Annotated in this window: 15 protein-coding genes; 6 read left to right on the forward strand and 9 right to left on the reverse strand. The window is 67.2% G+C overall.

Annotated elements, in window-relative coordinates:
• Window positions 1-42 precede the first annotated feature (42 nt).
• Together ACREYQ_RS29220 and ACREYQ_RS29225 are read right to left on the reverse strand one after the other, a co-directional pair.
• Complete coding sequence (locus tag ACREYQ_RS29220) at window positions 43-1,050, reverse strand: SDR family NAD(P)-dependent oxidoreductase (RefSeq protein ID WP_432261447.1); 1,008 nt, start codon at window positions 1,048-1,050, stop codon at window positions 43-45.
• A 48-nt stretch (window positions 1,051-1,098) separates the two neighbouring features.
• Window positions 1,099-2,097, reverse strand: coding sequence for an AraC family transcriptional regulator (locus tag ACREYQ_RS29225; RefSeq protein ID WP_432262685.1), 999 nt, complete (start codon window positions 2,095-2,097; stop codon window positions 1,099-1,101).
• 191 nt (window positions 2,098-2,288) lie between these two features.
• Between ACREYQ_RS29225 and ACREYQ_RS29230 the strand changes: the two genes are divergently transcribed.
• From ACREYQ_RS29230 to ACREYQ_RS29240, 3 genes are read left to right on the forward strand one after another with little or no spacing between them, the layout of a single operon-like run.
• The gene (locus ACREYQ_RS29230; protein WP_432261448.1) at window positions 2,289-3,269 is read left to right on the forward strand and encodes a quinone oxidoreductase family protein; all 981 of its coding nucleotides are present in this window, start codon (window positions 2,289-2,291) and stop codon (window positions 3,267-3,269) included.
• A gap of 25 nt (window positions 3,270-3,294) precedes the next feature.
• On the forward strand, window positions 3,295-4,143 hold the full coding sequence (locus tag ACREYQ_RS29235; RefSeq protein WP_432261449.1) for a TauD/TfdA dioxygenase family protein: 849 nt from the start codon (window positions 3,295-3,297) through the stop codon (window positions 4,141-4,143).
• A gap of 11 nt (window positions 4,144-4,154) precedes the next feature.
• Window positions 4,155-5,801, forward strand: a complete 1,647-nt coding sequence (locus ACREYQ_RS29240) for a fatty acid--CoA ligase (RefSeq protein WP_432261450.1) — start codon at window positions 4,155-4,157, stop codon at window positions 5,799-5,801.
• Window positions 5,802-6,024: 223 nt separating this feature from the next.
• Here ACREYQ_RS29240 and ACREYQ_RS29245 read toward each other — a convergent pair whose 3' ends face one another.
• Genes ACREYQ_RS29245 through ACREYQ_RS29260 form a run of 4 tightly spaced genes read right to left on the reverse strand, consistent with a single transcriptional unit; the run spans window position 6,025 to window position 9,071 of the window.
• Window positions 6,025-6,999, reverse strand: a complete 975-nt coding sequence (locus tag ACREYQ_RS29245) for a tripartite tricarboxylate transporter substrate binding protein (RefSeq protein WP_432261451.1) — start codon at window positions 6,997-6,999, stop codon at window positions 6,025-6,027.
• A gap of 53 nt (window positions 7,000-7,052) precedes the next feature.
• Complete coding sequence (locus tag ACREYQ_RS29250; protein WP_432261452.1) at window positions 7,053-7,757, reverse strand: DsbA family oxidoreductase; 705 nt, start codon at window positions 7,755-7,757, stop codon at window positions 7,053-7,055.
• Window positions 7,754-7,954, reverse strand: coding sequence for a DUF1289 domain-containing protein (locus ACREYQ_RS29255; RefSeq protein ID WP_432261453.1), 201 nt, complete (start codon window positions 7,952-7,954; stop codon window positions 7,754-7,756). Before ACREYQ_RS29255 ends, ACREYQ_RS29250 begins: the two co-directional genes overlap by 4 nt.
• Before the next feature lie 58 nt (window positions 7,955-8,012).
• Window positions 8,013-9,071, reverse strand: a complete 1,059-nt coding sequence (locus tag ACREYQ_RS29260) for a 3-keto-5-aminohexanoate cleavage protein (RefSeq protein WP_432261454.1) — start codon at window positions 9,069-9,071, stop codon at window positions 8,013-8,015.
• Window positions 9,072-9,187: 116 nt separating this feature from the next.
• Here ACREYQ_RS29260 and ACREYQ_RS29265 point away from each other — a divergent pair, with 116 nt between their 5' ends.
• Window positions 9,188-10,192 (forward strand): AraC family transcriptional regulator, encoded by a 1,005-nt coding sequence (locus tag ACREYQ_RS29265; RefSeq protein WP_432261455.1) that lies wholly within the window; start codon window positions 9,188-9,190, stop codon window positions 10,190-10,192.
• Between the two features lie 105 nt (window positions 10,193-10,297).
• Here the strand turns inward: ACREYQ_RS29265 and ACREYQ_RS29270 are convergent, their stop codons facing one another.
• The 3 genes from ACREYQ_RS29270 to argG all read right to left on the reverse strand — a co-directional run bounded on the left by ACREYQ_RS29270 (window position 10,298) and on the right by argG (window position 13,982).
• Complete coding sequence (locus tag ACREYQ_RS29270) at window positions 10,298-10,891, reverse strand: RBBP9/YdeN family alpha/beta hydrolase (RefSeq protein WP_432261456.1); 594 nt, start codon at window positions 10,889-10,891, stop codon at window positions 10,298-10,300.
• Between the two features lie 17 nt (window positions 10,892-10,908).
• Window positions 10,909-12,267, reverse strand: coding sequence for an MFS transporter (locus tag ACREYQ_RS29275; protein ID WP_432261457.1), 1,359 nt, complete (start codon window positions 12,265-12,267; stop codon window positions 10,909-10,911).
• A gap of 389 nt (window positions 12,268-12,656) precedes the next feature.
• On the reverse strand, window positions 12,657-13,982 hold the full coding sequence (argG, locus tag ACREYQ_RS29280) for an argininosuccinate synthase (RefSeq protein ID WP_432261458.1): 1,326 nt from the start codon (window positions 13,980-13,982) through the stop codon (window positions 12,657-12,659).
• Between the two features lie 324 nt (window positions 13,983-14,306).
• Here argG and ACREYQ_RS29285 point away from each other — a divergent pair, with 324 nt between their 5' ends.
• Window positions 14,307-15,470, forward strand: a complete 1,164-nt coding sequence (locus ACREYQ_RS29285; RefSeq protein ID WP_432261459.1) for a CaiB/BaiF CoA transferase family protein — start codon at window positions 14,307-14,309, stop codon at window positions 15,468-15,470.
• Between the two features lie 51 nt (window positions 15,471-15,521).
• Entirely contained in the window at window positions 15,522-16,490 is a 969-nt protein-coding gene (locus tag ACREYQ_RS29290; RefSeq protein WP_432261460.1) for a tripartite tricarboxylate transporter substrate binding protein, read from the forward strand.
• The last annotated feature ends 1 nt before the right edge of the window (window position 16,491 follow it).

The raw sequence follows: 16,491 nt of genomic DNA on the forward strand, positions 1-16,491 counted from the left end.
TTGATCGCGCCGCGCCGCAATGCTGACGCTGCCATGGGTGGTTCAACGGGCGTTGACGGTCAGTCCCCCGTCGATGGCCAGTTTGGCGCCGTTGATATAGCGCGCCTTGTCCGAGGCGATGAAGGCAGCCAGATCGCCGATCTCCTCAACGTTGCCCCAGCGGCCCGACAGGATGCCCTTGCTGCGGCAGAAATCGCTCAGCCACTCCGCCTTGGCCTTGCCGGCCTGCTCCGCCGCAGCCGCGGCCCAGTCCTCGCGCCACTCCGTTCCGACCAGGCCCGGCACAATGGCGTTCACGGTAATCTTGTCGTTCGCAAGATCGGCCGCCAGGTAGCCCGTGACGTGTATCAGCGCGGCATTGTTCAGGCCATAGGTCAACGCAGGCATCCAGGCCATGGTCCCGGACGCACCGGCGATGTTGATGATGCGGCCGCTGCCGTCGCGCGGCACCAATGGCAGGAACTCGCGGATCATGCGCAGCGCGCCGACCGACTTGATCTGCACCTGGTTGAGCCAGTCGCTGTCGTCCCACATGATTTCGCGGTCCTGCCGGCGGATGGCGGCGCCCGCGTTATTGACGAGGATATGCGCCTTGCCGAAATGCCCGCGGACGGCCTCGGCAGCCTTGCGCATGGATGCGGTGTCAGTCACATCGGCTTCCACCGGCAGGACCTTCACGCCAAATGTATTCGCGATTTCGTCAGCTGCCTCTGCCAGCGCTTCGCGGCCGCGCGCAATGAGGGCGATGTCCACCCCCTCTGCCGCCATGGCGCGCGCCACGCCCTTGCCCACGCCTTTGCTTGCGCCGGTAATCACCGCAACGCGGCCCTTAAGACTCAGATCCATGATGCTTGCTCCAAACGCCGGATGATCCAGCTTTCCACAAAAGCTACATTTCACGAAAATATATATAACTTGTTTTTGTGTATATGTAGGTGAAAACCCGAGGTCAGTGGTTTGCCAACTGAGGGCGGCATTGCCGGGTTGGCGTGGATGCGCGGCGGCTGTTCTCGCGCCGCTGCACAATATCAAGGATGCCGAGGTGGCCATGCGCGAAACACGCGCGGTGGCGACACCAGGCTGACGGCATCGCCCGCGCTAGCGCTGCGCGCGATCCCTGCGCCAGCTGGCCGGCGCCATCCCGAACTGCGCCGAAAACCACCGCGTAAACGAACTGGCCGACCCATAACCCAGCAACTGCGACACGCGCAGCAGCGAATAGCGCGGATTCTCCACGTAACGCCGCGCCAGTTCGCGCCGCACATCGTTCAGGATATCGGTGAAGGTTTCGCCCGCGTCGTCAAGCTGGCGCTGCATGGTGCGCAGGCTCAGGCCCAGACCTTCCGCCACGGCCTCGCAGGTGGCGCGGCCCATCGGCAGCATCAGATAGATGGCGCCGCGCACTTCATGTCCGATGGACTGCGGGTTGGCGCGGGGCAGCGTGTCGATGAACTGCTGCGCATAACGCGCCATGACCGGATCCGCCGACGGGTTCGGTGCATCGAGGTCGGCCGCGCGGCAGATGATGCCGTTGCAGTCCGCGTTGAACTCCAGCGGGCAGCCGAACAGGCGGCGATGGATGCCCAGGTCGGCCGGCGCCGCATGCGTGAAGCTCACGCCGATCGGCTGCCAGCGCGGGCCAAGCAGCAGCGCGCACATGCGGAAGACGACGCCGATGGCCAGCTCGGTGGCTTGCCGCGAGGGCGCGTCGCTGAGCACTTCCTGCCGGATGACCACGGCGTTGCCGGCATCTTCGAGCAACAGCGCCACCGAGTCATTGACCAGGTGCCGGTAGCGGATGGTGGTGGCAAGCGCGGCGCGCAGCGTGGGCTGCTGGCTGATCAGCAGGCTCATCACGCCAAAGTCCGACAGCTGGCGCGACTCCGCCATGCGCAGCCCGAAGGTCGGACACGCCGAGGCCAGCGCGGCGGCTTCCAGCAGCGCCACGCAGGCGCTGACCGGGATGCGCTGGTCGGGATCGTCGAGCCAGGCCCGCCGCAGCCGTGCCTGGCGCAGCAACGGCTGCGGGTCCAGGCCCAGGTCGCGCGAAACCTCGAGGAAGTTGGTCAGTGCGGCAGCACGTATCAGGGATTCCAAACCGGCGTTGCCTTGCGGTGCGATGTGGTTGGCGCCGGCCACGCTGCCCGGCGCAGCAGCGATCATAGGGCGGCCTGGCATGAAATGCAAAGTGGTCGGTAGCCAATGCAAAGCCCGCCGGGCCGGCAAGTACTACAGTTTCCTGCATGTGCAGCGCACTCTGCAGCAACGAAACTCCAGGAGACAAGACGATGGCAAATGTTGTCCGCATGTACGAGACCGGCGGCCCGGAAGTGCTGCGCTATGAGCACATGGAAGTGGGCGAGCCGGGTCCGGGCGAGGTCCGCATCCGCCACGTGGCGGTCGGGCTGAACTACGCCGACACCTATTTCCGCAATGGCACCTATCCCGTGCCGTTGCCTAGCGGCATGGGCGTGGAAGCCGCCGGCGTGGTGGTTTCCGTCGGCCCTGGCGTGACCAACGTCGCGGCGGGAGACCGCGTCACCTACACCGGCTTCGTCAACACGCTGGGCGCATACAGCACCGAGCGCCTGGTGCCGGCCGCGCCGCTGATCCGCCTGCCGGAGAGCATTGCGTTTGAAACCGCCGCGGCCATGACCATGCGCGGGCTGACCTCGGCCTACCTGATGCGCCGCATCTATCCGTTCAGCCAGGGCGACGCCATCCTGCTGCACGCCGCGGCGGGCGGAGTCGGGCTGATTGTGTCGCAGTGGGCCAAGCTGCTGGGCCTGACCGTGATCGGCACGGTGTCCACCGAGGCCAAGGCCGAGGTGGCGCTTGCGCACGGCTGCGACCACATCATCTATTACACCCGCGAGGACGTGGCCAGGCGCGTGCGTGAGCTGACCGACGGCGTGGGCGTCTCGGTGGTGTTCGACAGCGTCGGCAAGACCACCTTCATGGCGTCGCTGGATTCGCTCAAGCGCCGCGGCACCATGGTGTGCGTGGGCACCGCGTCGGGCCCGATTCCGCCGTTCGACCCCGCGCTGCTGGCGAAGAAGGGCTCGCTGTTCCTGACGCGACCGGCGCTGGCCGATTACATCGCCGACCCCGCGGAGAAGCAAGCGCTGGCGGGCGAACTGTTCGACCACGTCGGCGCGGGCCGCATCCGCATCGGCATCAATCAGCGCTATGCGCTGGAAGACGCGGTCCAGGCGCACCAGGACCTGGAAGCGCGCCGCACCACCGGCTCGTCGATCTTCGTCATCTGAGAACAACAACAGAGGAGACAACACCATGCAAGCAGAACCGCTTACCTGCACCATCGGCGCTGAACTGAGCGGCGTCAGCCTGGCCGATGCGTCACGCGACGCCGGCCTCTTCGCCGAGATCAAGGCGCTTTTGCTGCAGCACAAGGTGCTGTTCCTGCGCGACCAGGACATCACCCGCGCCGAACACGTTGCCTTTGCCCGCCGTTTCGGCGAACTGGAAGACCACCCGGTAGTGGGCAGCGACCCGAATCACCCGGGCCTGGTGCAGATCTACAAGTCGCCCGACAGCAAGGTCGAGCACTACGAAAACTCCTTCCATTGCGATGCCACCTGGCGGCAGGCGCCGCCGATGGGCTGCGTGCTGCGCTGCGTGGAAACGCCGGCAGTGGGCGGCGACACCATCTGGGTGAACATGGGCGAGGCGTACCGGCGCCTGCCGCAGGACATCAAGGCCCGCATCGAGGGCCTGCGCGCCAAGCACAGCATCGAACACACCTTCGGCGCCAATATGCCGCCGGAGAAGCGCGCCGCGCTGGCCGCGCAGTTCCCGATGGTGGAGCATCCGGTGGTGCGCACCCACCCGGAGACGGGCGAGAAGGTCCTGTTCGTCAATGCCTTCACCTCGCACTTTGCCAACTACCACCGCGACGACGTGGTCCGCTTCGGCAAGGACTTCATGCCCGGCGCGGGCGACCTGCTGCACTACCTGTGCGCGCAGGCCGAGATCCCGGAGTACCAGGTGCGCTGGCGCTGGAAGAAGAACAGCGTGGCGATCTGGGACAACCGCTGCACGCAGCATTACGCGGTGCAGGACTACGCGCCCACGGTGCGCAAGATGGAGCGCGCCGGCATCATCGGCGACGTGCCGTTCTGACGGAGGCAGGCATGCAACCACACCTTGTGCCTGCGGCGCCGCAGGCCTACGCCTATCCCTTGCTCGTCAGGCAACTGCTGCTCAATTCGCTGTCGCTGTACGGCGACCAGCAGATCACGTACCGCGGACAGCGGCGCCATAGTTATCGCGAATTCCGCCAGCGTGTCAGCCGGCTGGCTTGGGCGCTGGCCGCGCAGGGGGTAGCGCACGGCACCACCGTGGCCGTGATGGACTGGGACAGCCACCGCTACCTGGAATGCTATTTCGGCGTGCCGATGATGGGCGCGACGCTGTTCACGGTCAACGTGCGGCTATCGGCGCAGCAGATCCTGTACACGCTGAACGATTCTGGCGCCGAGGTGGTGCTGCTCCATCCGGACTTTCTGCCGGTGATGGAAGAGATCCGCGGCCAGCTGACCGGGGTGCGCAGCTTTGTCCTGCTGGCCGACGGCCAGGACGTGCCGCCGACCTCGCTGCCGTTCTGCGGCGAGTACGAGGCCCTGCTGAGCGCGGCCTCGCCCGATTTCGACTTCCCCGAGTTCGACGAGAACACCCGCGCCGCCACCTTCTACACCACCGGCACCACCGGCGATCCCAAGGGCGTGTGCTACAGCCATCGCGACATCGTGCTGCACGCGCTGGCCTCCGCCACCAGCCTGTGCGCGCCGCGCGAAGGACAGCGCCTGCACCGGGAAGACGTCTACATGCCGATCACGCCGATGTTCCACGTACTCGCCTGGGGTATCCCGTATGTCGCGGTCATGCTGGGGCTGCGCATCGTGCTGCCGGGGCGCTATGCGCCGGACCTCCTGCTGCAGCTGCGCGAGACCGAGGGCGTCACGTTCTCGCACTGCGTGCCGACCTTGCTGCAGATGCTGCTGCAGGCGGCGCAGGCAAGCGGGCAGGACTTGTCGGGGTGGAAGCTCATCATCGGCGGCTCGGCGCTGCCGCCGGCATTGTGCGAAGCCGCCCTGGCGCGCGGCATGGATGTGTTTGCCGGCTATGGCATGTCGGAGACCGGCCCCATCGTCGCGCTGGCCCAGTTGCCGCCAGGCCACGCGCAGCGCGACCGCGAGACCGAAGTGCGCATGCGCTGCTCGACGGGCCGGCCGGTGGCGATGGTGGACTTCCGCCTGGTGGACGAATCGATGCACGACGTGCCGCGCGACGGCCGGGCGCGCGGCGAGATCGTGCTGCGCGCACCGTTCCTGACCCGGGCCTACCACGGCAAGCCCGAGGCATCGGCCGAATTGTGGGCGGGTGGCTACCTGCATACGCAGGACATCGCGGTGATGGGCGCCGACGGCTTCGTGCAGATCGTCGACCGGATCAAGGACGTGATCAAGACCGGCGGCGAATGGGTCTCGTCGATCGAGGTCGAGAGCCTGGTCACGCAGGTGCCGGGCGTGCACGAGTGCGCGGTCATCGGCGTGCCCGACGCCAGGTGGGGTGAGCGGCCGATGGCATTCGTGGTGCGCCAGCCAGGCGCAACGGTGACCGCGGAGGCGATTCGCGCGGCGCTGCTGGCGCGCGTCGAGGCCAACCGGCTCAGCAAGTATGCGGTGCCGGAAGCCGGGCGGATCCTGTTTGTCGACGAGATCCCGAAGACCAGCGTCGGCAAGACCGACAAGAAGCGCTTGCGCAACAGCGGCGCCTGAGCCGTCAGCGGGAAGAAGAAAGGGCAGCCTCGGCTGAGGCGGTAATGCCGTTCAGTTAACCACCGTCGTTCCCGCGCAGGCGGGAACCCAGTGACTTCATCCCCAAAGGGGACGTGAAAGACGCTGGATTCCCGCCTGCGCGGGAATGACAGTAGCGTTTGATACCTTAACTGAGCAGCATTACGGATGAGGCTGCCCTTTTTGCGTTGCAGGGTGTGCGGACTCAGGGCTGGATATTGAACGCCTTGACGATGCCGGCATTGCGCTCGAATTCCGCGCGCACCGACTCGCTCAGTTGCGGCAAGGGCTGCGCCGGCAGCGGCTCGTAGCCAAGCGCCTCCATCCGGTCGCGCACCTTGGCCGAAGCCGCGGCCTTGTAGGCAGCCGCGTGGATCTTCTCGGCCAGTTCGGGCGACAGCTTTGACGACGCAATCACGCCCACCCAGTTGCTGAAATCCATGTCGGGGTAGCCCAGTTCCGCAAAGGTCGGCACCTGCGGCAGCAGCGCCGAGCGGCTCTTCGACGCCACGGCATAGACCTGCACCTTGCCGGCGCGGATCATCGGCAGCGACGTCACCATGCCGTCGTACATTACCGCGATCTGGTTGCCCATCACCTGTACCAGGGCCGGCGCGGAGCCGGCAAAGGGCACATGCTGCAGATCAAGCCCTGCCTTCTGGTTCATGATCATGCCGGCGTAGTGCGACGCGGTGCCGGCGCTGTACGAGGCAAAGCTGAGCTTGCCCGGATTGGCCCGGGCGTAGCTGACCAGGCTCTTCAGGTCCTTGGCCGGCAGGCCAGGCGCGCCGATCATCACCATGCGCGAACGCGCCACGGCGGCGATGGGCCTGACGTCTTTCAGTGGGTCGAACGACTGCTTGAGCACATGCGGGATCTCGGTCAGCACATTGCTGGCGGTGACCATGATGGTCTGGCCATCGGCCGGCGCGGCCAGCATGGTGTTGATGGCAATGCCGCCGCCGGCGCCCGGCTTGTTGTCGACCACCACGGGGTGGCCAAGGTCCGCCGACAACTGGTCAGCCAGCAGGCGGGCGAGCACGTCCATGGTGCCGCCCGCGGGGGCCGGCACCAGCATCCGGACTGGTTTGCCGCCCCAGGCCATGGCGGCGGGGGCGGCCAGCGCCAGGCTGGCCGCGACGGCGGCGACGCGCAGCAGAAAGGAAGGGTGGGTGGGCATGTTGTCTCCGTTATGTCGTATGGATCTTCTGTCCAGCATCGCCCGGCATGGCGTCACCGGGCGGTGATCGCAATGCCAGGCGGGGGTGGCGAAGCGGGAGACGCGCGGGCCAGCGCCCGAAGCATTGCCTCCAGCAAGGCACGCGGCGGCCTCGCGCCGGCGATTGGCGGCGCACCGTTGATCACAAAGCGCGGCACGCCCAGGCCGGAACCGGTCAGCGGCATATCCGGGCCATGCAGCGCCGGCAGCCACGCCAGGTCTTGCGCCATGGCCGGCGGCATCGGCATGTCACAGGCGATCGCTGCCGCGTGCAGCACGCGCGGATCGCCCAGGTCCTCGCCGCGCAGGAAATAGGCTTCAAACAGGCGGTCGATCAGCGCGGAAGCGCCCGCGTCGCCGCCAGCCTCGCGCGCGTACCGGATCAGGCAGTGCGCGAGCACGGTGTTGGGCAACACCTCGATGCGGCCGGGCTCCAGCGTGATGCCGGCCTCGCGCGCCGCGGCGCATACCTGCGCCTGCCGCAACGCCACGGCTTCGGCGCTGCCGAGCCGCGCCAGGCTGAACTTGCGATACGGGATGCCGGCCGGCGGCAGCGTCGGAAACAGAGGGCTGCTGCGCCATTCGACGGTGACGGCCACATCGGGCCGTGCCTGGGCCAGCTGCGCCAGCGCCGTTTCAAGATGGCGCTTGCCGATCATGCACCAGGGGCAGACCAGGTCAAACCCGACCTGGATGAAGAGGGAGGCAGGCTGGTTCATGGCAGAACGCCCGTGGCGGCGCGCTGCCCGCGGCGGGCCGGCGCTGCCGCCAGCACCTGGGCGCGTTCGGCATCGCTCATCTGCGCCCAGCGGCCGATTTCCTGCCGCGTCCTGGCGCAGCCCTGGCAATAGCGGTTGGCAAGGTCCATGCGGCAGATGTTGATGCAGGGATTGGCGAGAGCGTCAGGGTGATGCATCACGGACTCCTGTGGTACCTGGAGAGGGCCGGCCGGCATGCCGGCCCTGCGGCCAATGTCAGGCCGCTGCGCGCAGCGGCAGGTTCTTCTGCCCCGACTTGCGGTTGGGCGCCATGCCATTGGCTTCGAGCGTGGCATCGGCGCTGTCATACCAGGTGCCGATGCGGTAGATCTCGCGGGCTTCCTTGCCGGACGCGATCTCGCGGCCCAGTTCATGCGCCACGCGCACGCACTGCTCGATCTGCTGCACCGAGGTCATGCGGTTGCCGTGCTGGTCGATGATGGTGTCTTCGATGCCGCAGCGCGGGTGCAGGCCCATCGACATCGCCATCATGTTGAACGGCAGCACGTTCTTCAGCAGCGACTCGGCGGTCAGCGTGCAGCCGTCCGGGGCGCGGTGCACGAAGTTGAAGAAATTGAACGGGTTGGGACCGTCGAAGCCGCCGCCGATGCCGATCCAGGTCAGGTTCAGCGGACCGGTGTAGACGCCGGCGCGCACCAGGCGCTCCAGCGTTTCCAGCGCATGGATGCCGGTCAGCTGGAAATGCGGCTGGATGCCCGAGGCCTGCAGCCGGCGCAGGTGCTCTTCCACCCAGCCCGGACCGGCCGGCACGGTCATTTCGCGGTAGGCGGCCTGGTAGGCCGGGTGTTCCAGCGAGGTGCCCTTCAGGTACTCCGGATAAAGGAGTTCCATGATGTTCATCTGCGTGGTGTTGATCGCCACGGTCACCTGGTCGGGCCTGGGCTCCAGTTCCGCCAGCATATGGCGGGTGTCGTCGGACAGCCACTTGGCTTCCTGGCCGTCGTCTTCCGGCGCAAACGAGATCGAGCCACCCACCTGGATGATCATGTCAGGCACCGCGGCGCGCACGCCGGCGATCAGCTCGTTGAACTTGGACAGGCGCTTGGAGCCCTTGCCGTCCAGCTCGCGCACATGCAGGTGCAGCACGGTGGCGCCGGCGTTGTAGCAATCCACGGCTTTCTGGACCTGCTCTTCCATGGTGACGGGGATGTCCTCGGGGAAGTCCTGCGGCATCCACTCCGGCCCATAGGGCGCCACGGTGATCACCACCTTGTCCATGTTTTCGGGGTGCAGGGAATCGTCAAGGAATTGCATGGATGGCTCCGGTTGGTTAGTGCCTGGAGTATCGGCGAACGACCGGCCTTGATTTGACGAACCGGGACATCCGATTTACATTTCGGGACACTCAGGGAAAGCACGGAATCCGCCCCATGTCCTACTATTTGCGCAGCGCCAGCCTGACCAATTACGTGGAAGTCGCGCGCTCGCTGGACCTGGATCCCTATCAGCAACTGCGGGCGGCGAAGATCAACCGCTCGGTCTTGCTCGACCCCGATATCCGCATCCCCGCCGCGTCGGTCGGCCGCTTGCTGGATGCGTCGGCGCGCGCCGCCGAGGCCGACGATTTCGGCCTGCGCATGGCCGAGCTGCGCGAATTCTCCAACCTGGGCCCGCTCGCCTTCGTGGTGCGCGAGGAACCCACGCTGCGCCGCGCGCTGGAGTCGATGGTCCGCTATATGGGCCTGCAGAATGAGTCGTTGTCGATGCGCATCGAAGACAGCGATGATCTGGTGATGATCCGGCTGCAGATCCTCAGCGAAGCGCCGGGCACCTTGCGGCAGGCCACCGACCTGGCGGTAGGCGTGATGTTCCGCATGCTGAAGCTGTTCCTTGGGCCATCATGGCGGCCGCGCAGCCTCTGCTTCACGCACCCCGCCCCGGCCAGCGCGGCCACGTTTGCGCGCGTGTTCGGCATGCCTGGCACGTTCAATCAGGATTTCGACGGCATCGTCTGCCTGGCCTCGGACCTGGAAGCGCCGCTGCCGTCATATGACCCGGTGATGGCGCAGCAGGTGAAGCACTATCTCGGCACGCTGCTGGCGCAATCGACCGCGGCGACCATGTCGGACATGGTGCGCAAGCTGGTCTACGCGCTGTTGCCAACCGGCGTGTGCTCGGTCGAACGCGTGGCCCAGCACCTGAGCGTCGACCGGCGCACCGTGCATCGGCGGCTGGAGCAAGAACATACAACGTACTCGGCCATCCTTGCCGAGGCCCGTGCCGACCTGGTGATCCGCTACCTTGAGAACCAAGAGCGCCCGCTGTCGGAAGTGGCTGCGTTGTTGGGGTTTTCGTCGCTGAGTGCGTTCTCGCGGTGGTTCAGTGCGCGATTTGGGCGCAGCGTGTCGGCATGGCGTGTGCAGGCGGGGCAATGAAGGTTTCTCGCGGATTTGGGGGGCTTACCCCCCGAACGCCACACCAGCATGCGCTGCCTGGCCTTTGCGGCCGGATTCTCTAATCGAGCCGCGAGCGCGGCGTGGTCACGATGCGTGCGCGACCATGGCGCCCAGCTCCGCCAGCAATTCATGGCCACGCGGCCACGGGCCGTAGCCCGCAGCAGGGTTGAGGTGGCCGACATTGCCCAGGTCCACCAGCCGGCTGCCCCAGGCAGCCGCCATCTCCGTGACGCGCGCATGGCTGGCCAGCGGATCGTTGCCGCTCGCGGCGACCAGGCTGGGGAAGGGCAGCGGCGCGAGCGGTGTCGGCAACCAGCCCGCCTGCGCCAGCGCGTCCTGCGCCGGATAGCCGGGCGGCAGCGGCTGCGTGAAATCCGGCGGCGTCACCAGCAGCGCGCCCTGGATCTGGCGCCGGTGCCGTGCCGCCCAGTGCACGGTGATCATCACGCCGGCGCTGTGCGCGACCAGCACGACCGGTTTGTCGATGGCCGCCAGCGCCGCATCAAGCGCGGCGACGCGGGCTGCGCAGCTGAGCTTGTCGTGCTCCAGCGGGGGCACGCAGCGGGCGTCGTGCCCCTGCGCCTGCAGTTCGGCTTGCAGCAGCGTTTGCCAGTGCTCGGCGACGTGGTCGCGCAGGCCCGGCACCATCAGGACGGTGTGGGTAGGTGTAGCAGTCATAGACGGATGGGAAGAGGTCAGGCGGAAGCGGCGGCATCAGCACGGCGTGCGGGATGGTCAGGGCTTTCCAGGCGCCGCAGGTCCGCGGCGTAGTAGCGGCGGCCGATGCAGAACAGCAGCGCGGCGCCGGCACTGGCTAGCGGAATCCATTGCAGGGCGCCGGCCAACCCGATACGGTCGGCCAGCACGCCGGTCAGAAAGGGGCCGGGCGCCAGCCCCAGCAGGTTGTTGATCAGCGTCAGCGTGGCGAAGGCGGTCGCGTGGATGGCAGGCCGCGCCAGGTTGGCCACCATGGCGCTGGCGGGGCCGGCGGTGCCGCCGGCCACCAGCATGCCGGCACCGATCAGGGCCAGTTGGGCCGGCCCTGTGTGCAGCCGGAACCCGGTCATCAGAAGCAGGCAGCAGACCACGCTGTACGCAATCGCCATCTGCCATTTGCGCGCGGGCGCGTGGCGCGCCACACGGTCGGTCAGCGCGCCGCACATCACCATGCCCACGCCCGCGATCATCACCAGCAGCGCGGCGGCCACACCGGCGTTACCGGTTGCCATGCCATAGTCGCGCGACAGAAAGCTTGGCAGCCAGGCCTGCAGCGACGCCAGCACCAGCAGCTGCAGCGCGCTGCCCACGCAGGCGCACAGCACGGAGGGAACCATCAGCAGTTCGCGCACGAGCCGGCGCGCCGCAATCGGCCGGGCCGGGGCCGCGCTGCCACTGGCCGCGCCCATGCGTTCCTGTAGCCCGCGCAGGCGCTCCTCGCTGATCGTCAGGTAGTAGCAAGCCACCAGCACCAGCCCGAAGGCCGCGATCCCCGCAAAGGCGACACGCCAGCCGAAGTGCGCGGAAAGGACGCCGCCCAGTCCCATGCCAAGCACGGAGCCAAAGGCACCGCCGGCCATGAACGCAGCGCTGAGGCTGGCGCGCAGATGGCGCGGGAACACCGACACCACCACGGCAATGCCCACGCTGCCATACGCCGCCTCGCCGATGCCGACGCAGAGCCGCGCCAGGAACATCTGGCCGAAGCTGTCCGCCACCGCGCAACCCAGCGTGGCCAGGCTCCAGAGCGCCGCCATCAGGATCAGGCTGCGCACACGCCCCCAGCGATCGGCCAGCAGCGACAGCGGCAGCGCAAGCACGCCCACCATCAGCGCCACCACGCCGCCAAGCGCGCCCAGCTCCGTATCGCCGAGCTGCCATTCGGCCTTCAGCAGCGGGAACACCGCGTTGAGCACCTGGCGCGACATGTAGTCCGACAGCAGCAGCCCGAACGTCAGGGCAAAGACAAGCCACGCATAGCGCGGTCCGGGGGCCGGCACGGCCGGAACGACCGGCACGACCGGCTCCGCGGCAACGGCAAGATGGGATCTGGACATGGGCGGGCGTCTCCGGAAGCAAGCCGGCGGTCTTCGCGCCGCCGGGCATTCACTGCGCGCACCCGGAGGGGTGGCGAGCCCAGCCAGTATCTGGCGATCGGGACGCCCTGGTTTGATATTCCGGGACGTACACTTGACATTCCGGGACAGGTGGGGAAAACGCCGAGACAAAAAAAAACGGCACCTTAAGGTGTAATGCCGTTCAGTTAAGGTATCAAACGCTACCGTCATTCCCGCGCAGGCGGGAATCCAGCGTCTTTCACGTCCCCTTTGGGGATGAAGTCACTGGGTCCCCGCTTTCGCGGGCACGACGGTGGTTAACTGAACGGCATTACACCCGAAGGTGCCGGTTTCTGGCTGCCACGCCGTCAGGCAAGGCGCAGCGAAGCTCAGTCTTCCAGCTTCGGCAGCGAGGCGCTGACCTTGGCCGACAGCAGGCCGCTCTTGGCGTACGTCTGCAGCTTCTCGCGCGTGTCGACGATATCCAGCGTGCGCATGGTCAGCTGGCCGATGCGGTCCAGCGGCGTGAACATCGACTCGCCCTTCTCCATGGTCAGCCGTTCCGGCTTGTAGGTCAGGTTGGCCGAGGTGGTGTTCAGGATCGAGTAGTCGTTGCCGCGGCGCAGTTCGATGGTGACTTCGCCGGTGATGGCGCCCGCCACCCAGCGCTGGGCGGTTTCGCGCAGCATGATGGCTTGCGGGTCGAACCAGCGGCCCTGGTACAGCAGGCGGCCCAGGCGGCGGCCGTTGTCGCGGTACTGCTCGATGGTGTCTTCGTTATGGATGCCGGTGATCAGGCGCTCGTAGGCGATGAACAGCAGCGCCAGGCCCGGAGCTTCATAGATGCCGCGGCTCTTGGCTTCGATGATGCGGTTCTCGATCTGGTCGCTCATGCCCAGGCCATGGCGCCCGCCGATGCGGTTGGCTTCCATGAACAGGTCGACGGCGTTGGCGAAGGTCTGGCCATTCAGTGCAACCGGCTGGCCTTCCTCGAAGCGCACGGTGACTTCCTCGCGCTTGACTTCCACGTCATCGCGCCAGAACTGCACGCCCATGATCGGCTGCACGATGCGGATGCCCGAATCCAGGTGCTCCAGGTCCTTGGCCTCGTGGGTGGCGCCCAGCATGTTGGAATCGGTCGAGTATGCCTTTTCGGCCGACATCTTGTAGTCGAAGCCGTTCTGGCGCATGAACTCGGACATCTCGGCGCGGCCGCCCAGTTCGTCGATGAACTGCTGGTCCAGCCACGGCTTGTAGATCTGCAGGCCGGGGTTGGTCAGGAGGCCGTAGCGGTAGAAGCGCTCAATGTCATTGCCCTTGAACGTGCTGCCATCGCCCCAGATGTTGACGCCATCTTCCTTCATCGCGGCCACCAGCATGGTGCCGGTGACGGCACGGCCGATCGGGGTGGTGTTGAAGTAGGTAATGCCGGCGGTGGAGATATGGAAGGCACCGCACTGCAGGGCGGCGATGCCTTCGGCCACCAGTTGCGTACGGCAGTCGACCAGGCGGGCTTCCTCGGCGCCGTAGGCCTTGGCGCGGCGCGGGATGTCGTCGTAGTCGGGCTCGTCGGGCTGGCCCAGGTTGGCCGTGTAGGCGTAGGGGATGGCGCCCTTCTGGCGCATCCAGAGGAGTGCCGCGCTGGTGTCAAGGCCGCCGGAGAAGGCGATTCCGACGCGCTGGCCGGAAGGAATGTGCTGCAGGATGGTAGTCATCGCCAGAAAATCTAAGTGAATTTGTCGGCTCTTGGGCGGGCTTCCCGGCCTCCAATGCGCGCGCGCCGGGGCGGCGGGAAGCACGGCGACGCGGCCGGCCGAGTCACGTGCCGAGTCAGTGCCAAACGCGAATTGTGACACGGCAGCGCCCACGCGCCAAACGCCGGGGCTGGCGGGGGCGTCGGCGCCACCTGGCTCCGGGCCTGCCGGACCCTCCCCGGACCATTCAAAACCCGCGAACACGCCTTTCAAAACTCTCGACTGGTTCGCCTCGGGACCCCCTCCCTATACTCCGCCGCACTGTTGCCTGAAAGCGGAGTCGTCATGCTGCATCGCGCCCTGGAAGGAGTCCGGGTACTGGACATGTCGCGCATCCTGGCTGGTCCCTGGTGTACCCAGAACCTGGCCGACCTGGGCGCCGAGGTGACCAAGGTCGAGCACCCGGAGCGCGGCGACGATACCCGCGGCTGGGGCCCGCCCTACCTGGAAGCGCCCGAGGGCAACGCAGACAGCCAGCGCCTGTCCGGGTACTTCATCTGTTGCAACCGCGGCAAGCGCTCGGTCGCGATCGACTACGGCACGCCCGAAGGCGCGGCGCAGGTGCGCGAACTGGTGCGCGAGGCCGACGTGCTGGTCGAGAACTACAAGGTCGGCACGCTGCGCCGTTACGGGCTGGACTATGACACGCTCAAGGCGATCAACCCGCGCCTGGTCTACCTGTCGATCACCGGCTTCGGCCAGAGCGGGCCGATGGCGGACAAACCCGGCTACGACTATGTGTTCCAGGGCATGGGCGGGCTGATGAGCTACACCGGCCAGCCCGATGGCACGCCCGGCGCCGGCCCGCTGCGCACCGGTGTCGCCGTGGTGGACCTGAGCACTGGCATGTATGCCACCTCCGCAGTACTGGCCGCGTTGTACCAGCGCCAGGCAACCGGTCTGGGCACGCATCTGGATATTGCGCTGCTCGATGTCGCGGTAGCCATGAACGCCAACCAGGCCGCCAACTTCCTGGTGTCGGGCCAGAACCCGCAGCGCAGCGGCAATGCCCATCCCAACTGCGCGCCCTATGAAGTGTTCCGCTGCGCCGACGGCCACCTGATCCTGGCCATCGGCAATGACAGCCAGTTCGCGCGTTTCTGCGCCGTGGCCGGCATGCCAGAGTTTGCGCAGGACCCGCGCTATGCCACCAACTCCGCGCGCATCGAACACCTGCCCGCGCTGCGCGCCCTGCTGACCGATCTCTTCCCCACGCGCACCCGTACTGCGTGGACCGATGCCTTCGATGCGGCCGGCGTGCCCTGGGGGCCGATCCACACCATGGAGGAGGTCTTCGCCCACCCGCAGGTGCGGCACCGCGGCCTGATGCAGGTAGCCGAGCACCCCGTGATGGGCCGCGTGCCGATGGTGCGCAATCCGATGCTGGCCGGGCACGACCTGCCCCTGGCACCGCCGCCGCTGCTGGGCGAGCACACCCCGGCAGGCTGAACGGCGCGAAGCCCCCCCAAAAAAGACCAATAACCCTGACCGGAGACACCGATGAAACCCATCTTCACTGCCATGGCCCTGCTGGCCGCATGCGCAAGCGTTGCCGCGCATGCGGCGGCTTACCCCGACCGGCCCGTCAAGCTGATCGTCCCCTACGCCGCTGGCGGCACCACCGACATCATCGCGCGCATCGTCGGCACGCGCCTGGGCCCGGTGCTGGGACAACCGGTGGTGGTCGAGAACCGCCCCGGCGCCGGCGGCGCGGTCGGCAGCGCCTACGCGGCCAAGCAGCCGGCCGACGGCTACACGCTGGTGATGGAGGTGGAGAGCTCGCACGCGGTCAACCCCAACGTCTACCTGAAGACCGCCTACGACCCGGTCAGGGATTACGCGCCGGTCAGCAACCTGGCCGACGTGCCCAACGTGCTGGTGGTCAACCCGGCGTTCCCGGCCGCGGACCTGCAGTCATTCATCAGGCAGCTGAAGTCCAACCCGGGCAAGTACTCGTTCGGCTCGTCCGGCAACGGCGGCCTGAGCCATATGAACGGCGAGCTGTTCATGAACGCCACCGGCACGCGCATGCTGCACGTGCCGTACAAGGGCCTGGGCCCGGCGCTCAACGACGCGGTGGCGGGCCAGATCCAGGTGGTGTTCGACAATATCCCGTCATCGTCGGCCCTGATCCAGGGCGGGCGCCTCAGGCCGCTGGCAGTCGCCGCGAAGCAACGCCTGAAGGTGCTGCCCGATGTGCCGACCTATGCCGAGGCCGGCCTGCCGGCGATGAACAACCCGTCGTGGTTCGGCCTGGGCGCGCCGGCGGGTACCCCCGCCGCCATCCTCGACAAGCTCAACGACGCCGTGCGCCAGGTATTGGCCGAGCCCGAGGTGATCGCCGCCATCGAGAAACAAGGCGCGATCCCGGCACCGACTTCGCGCAAGGCGTTCGGCGACCTGATCCGTGGGCAGAATGCCCACTGGAAGCAAGTCGTCGAGGACATCCACTTCACCAAGCTCCAGTAAG

The organism is Cupriavidus sp. TMH.W2 (assembly GCF_050847365.1).
In the GTDB taxonomy this organism is placed as follows: Bacteria; Pseudomonadota; Gammaproteobacteria; order Burkholderiales; family Burkholderiaceae; genus Cupriavidus.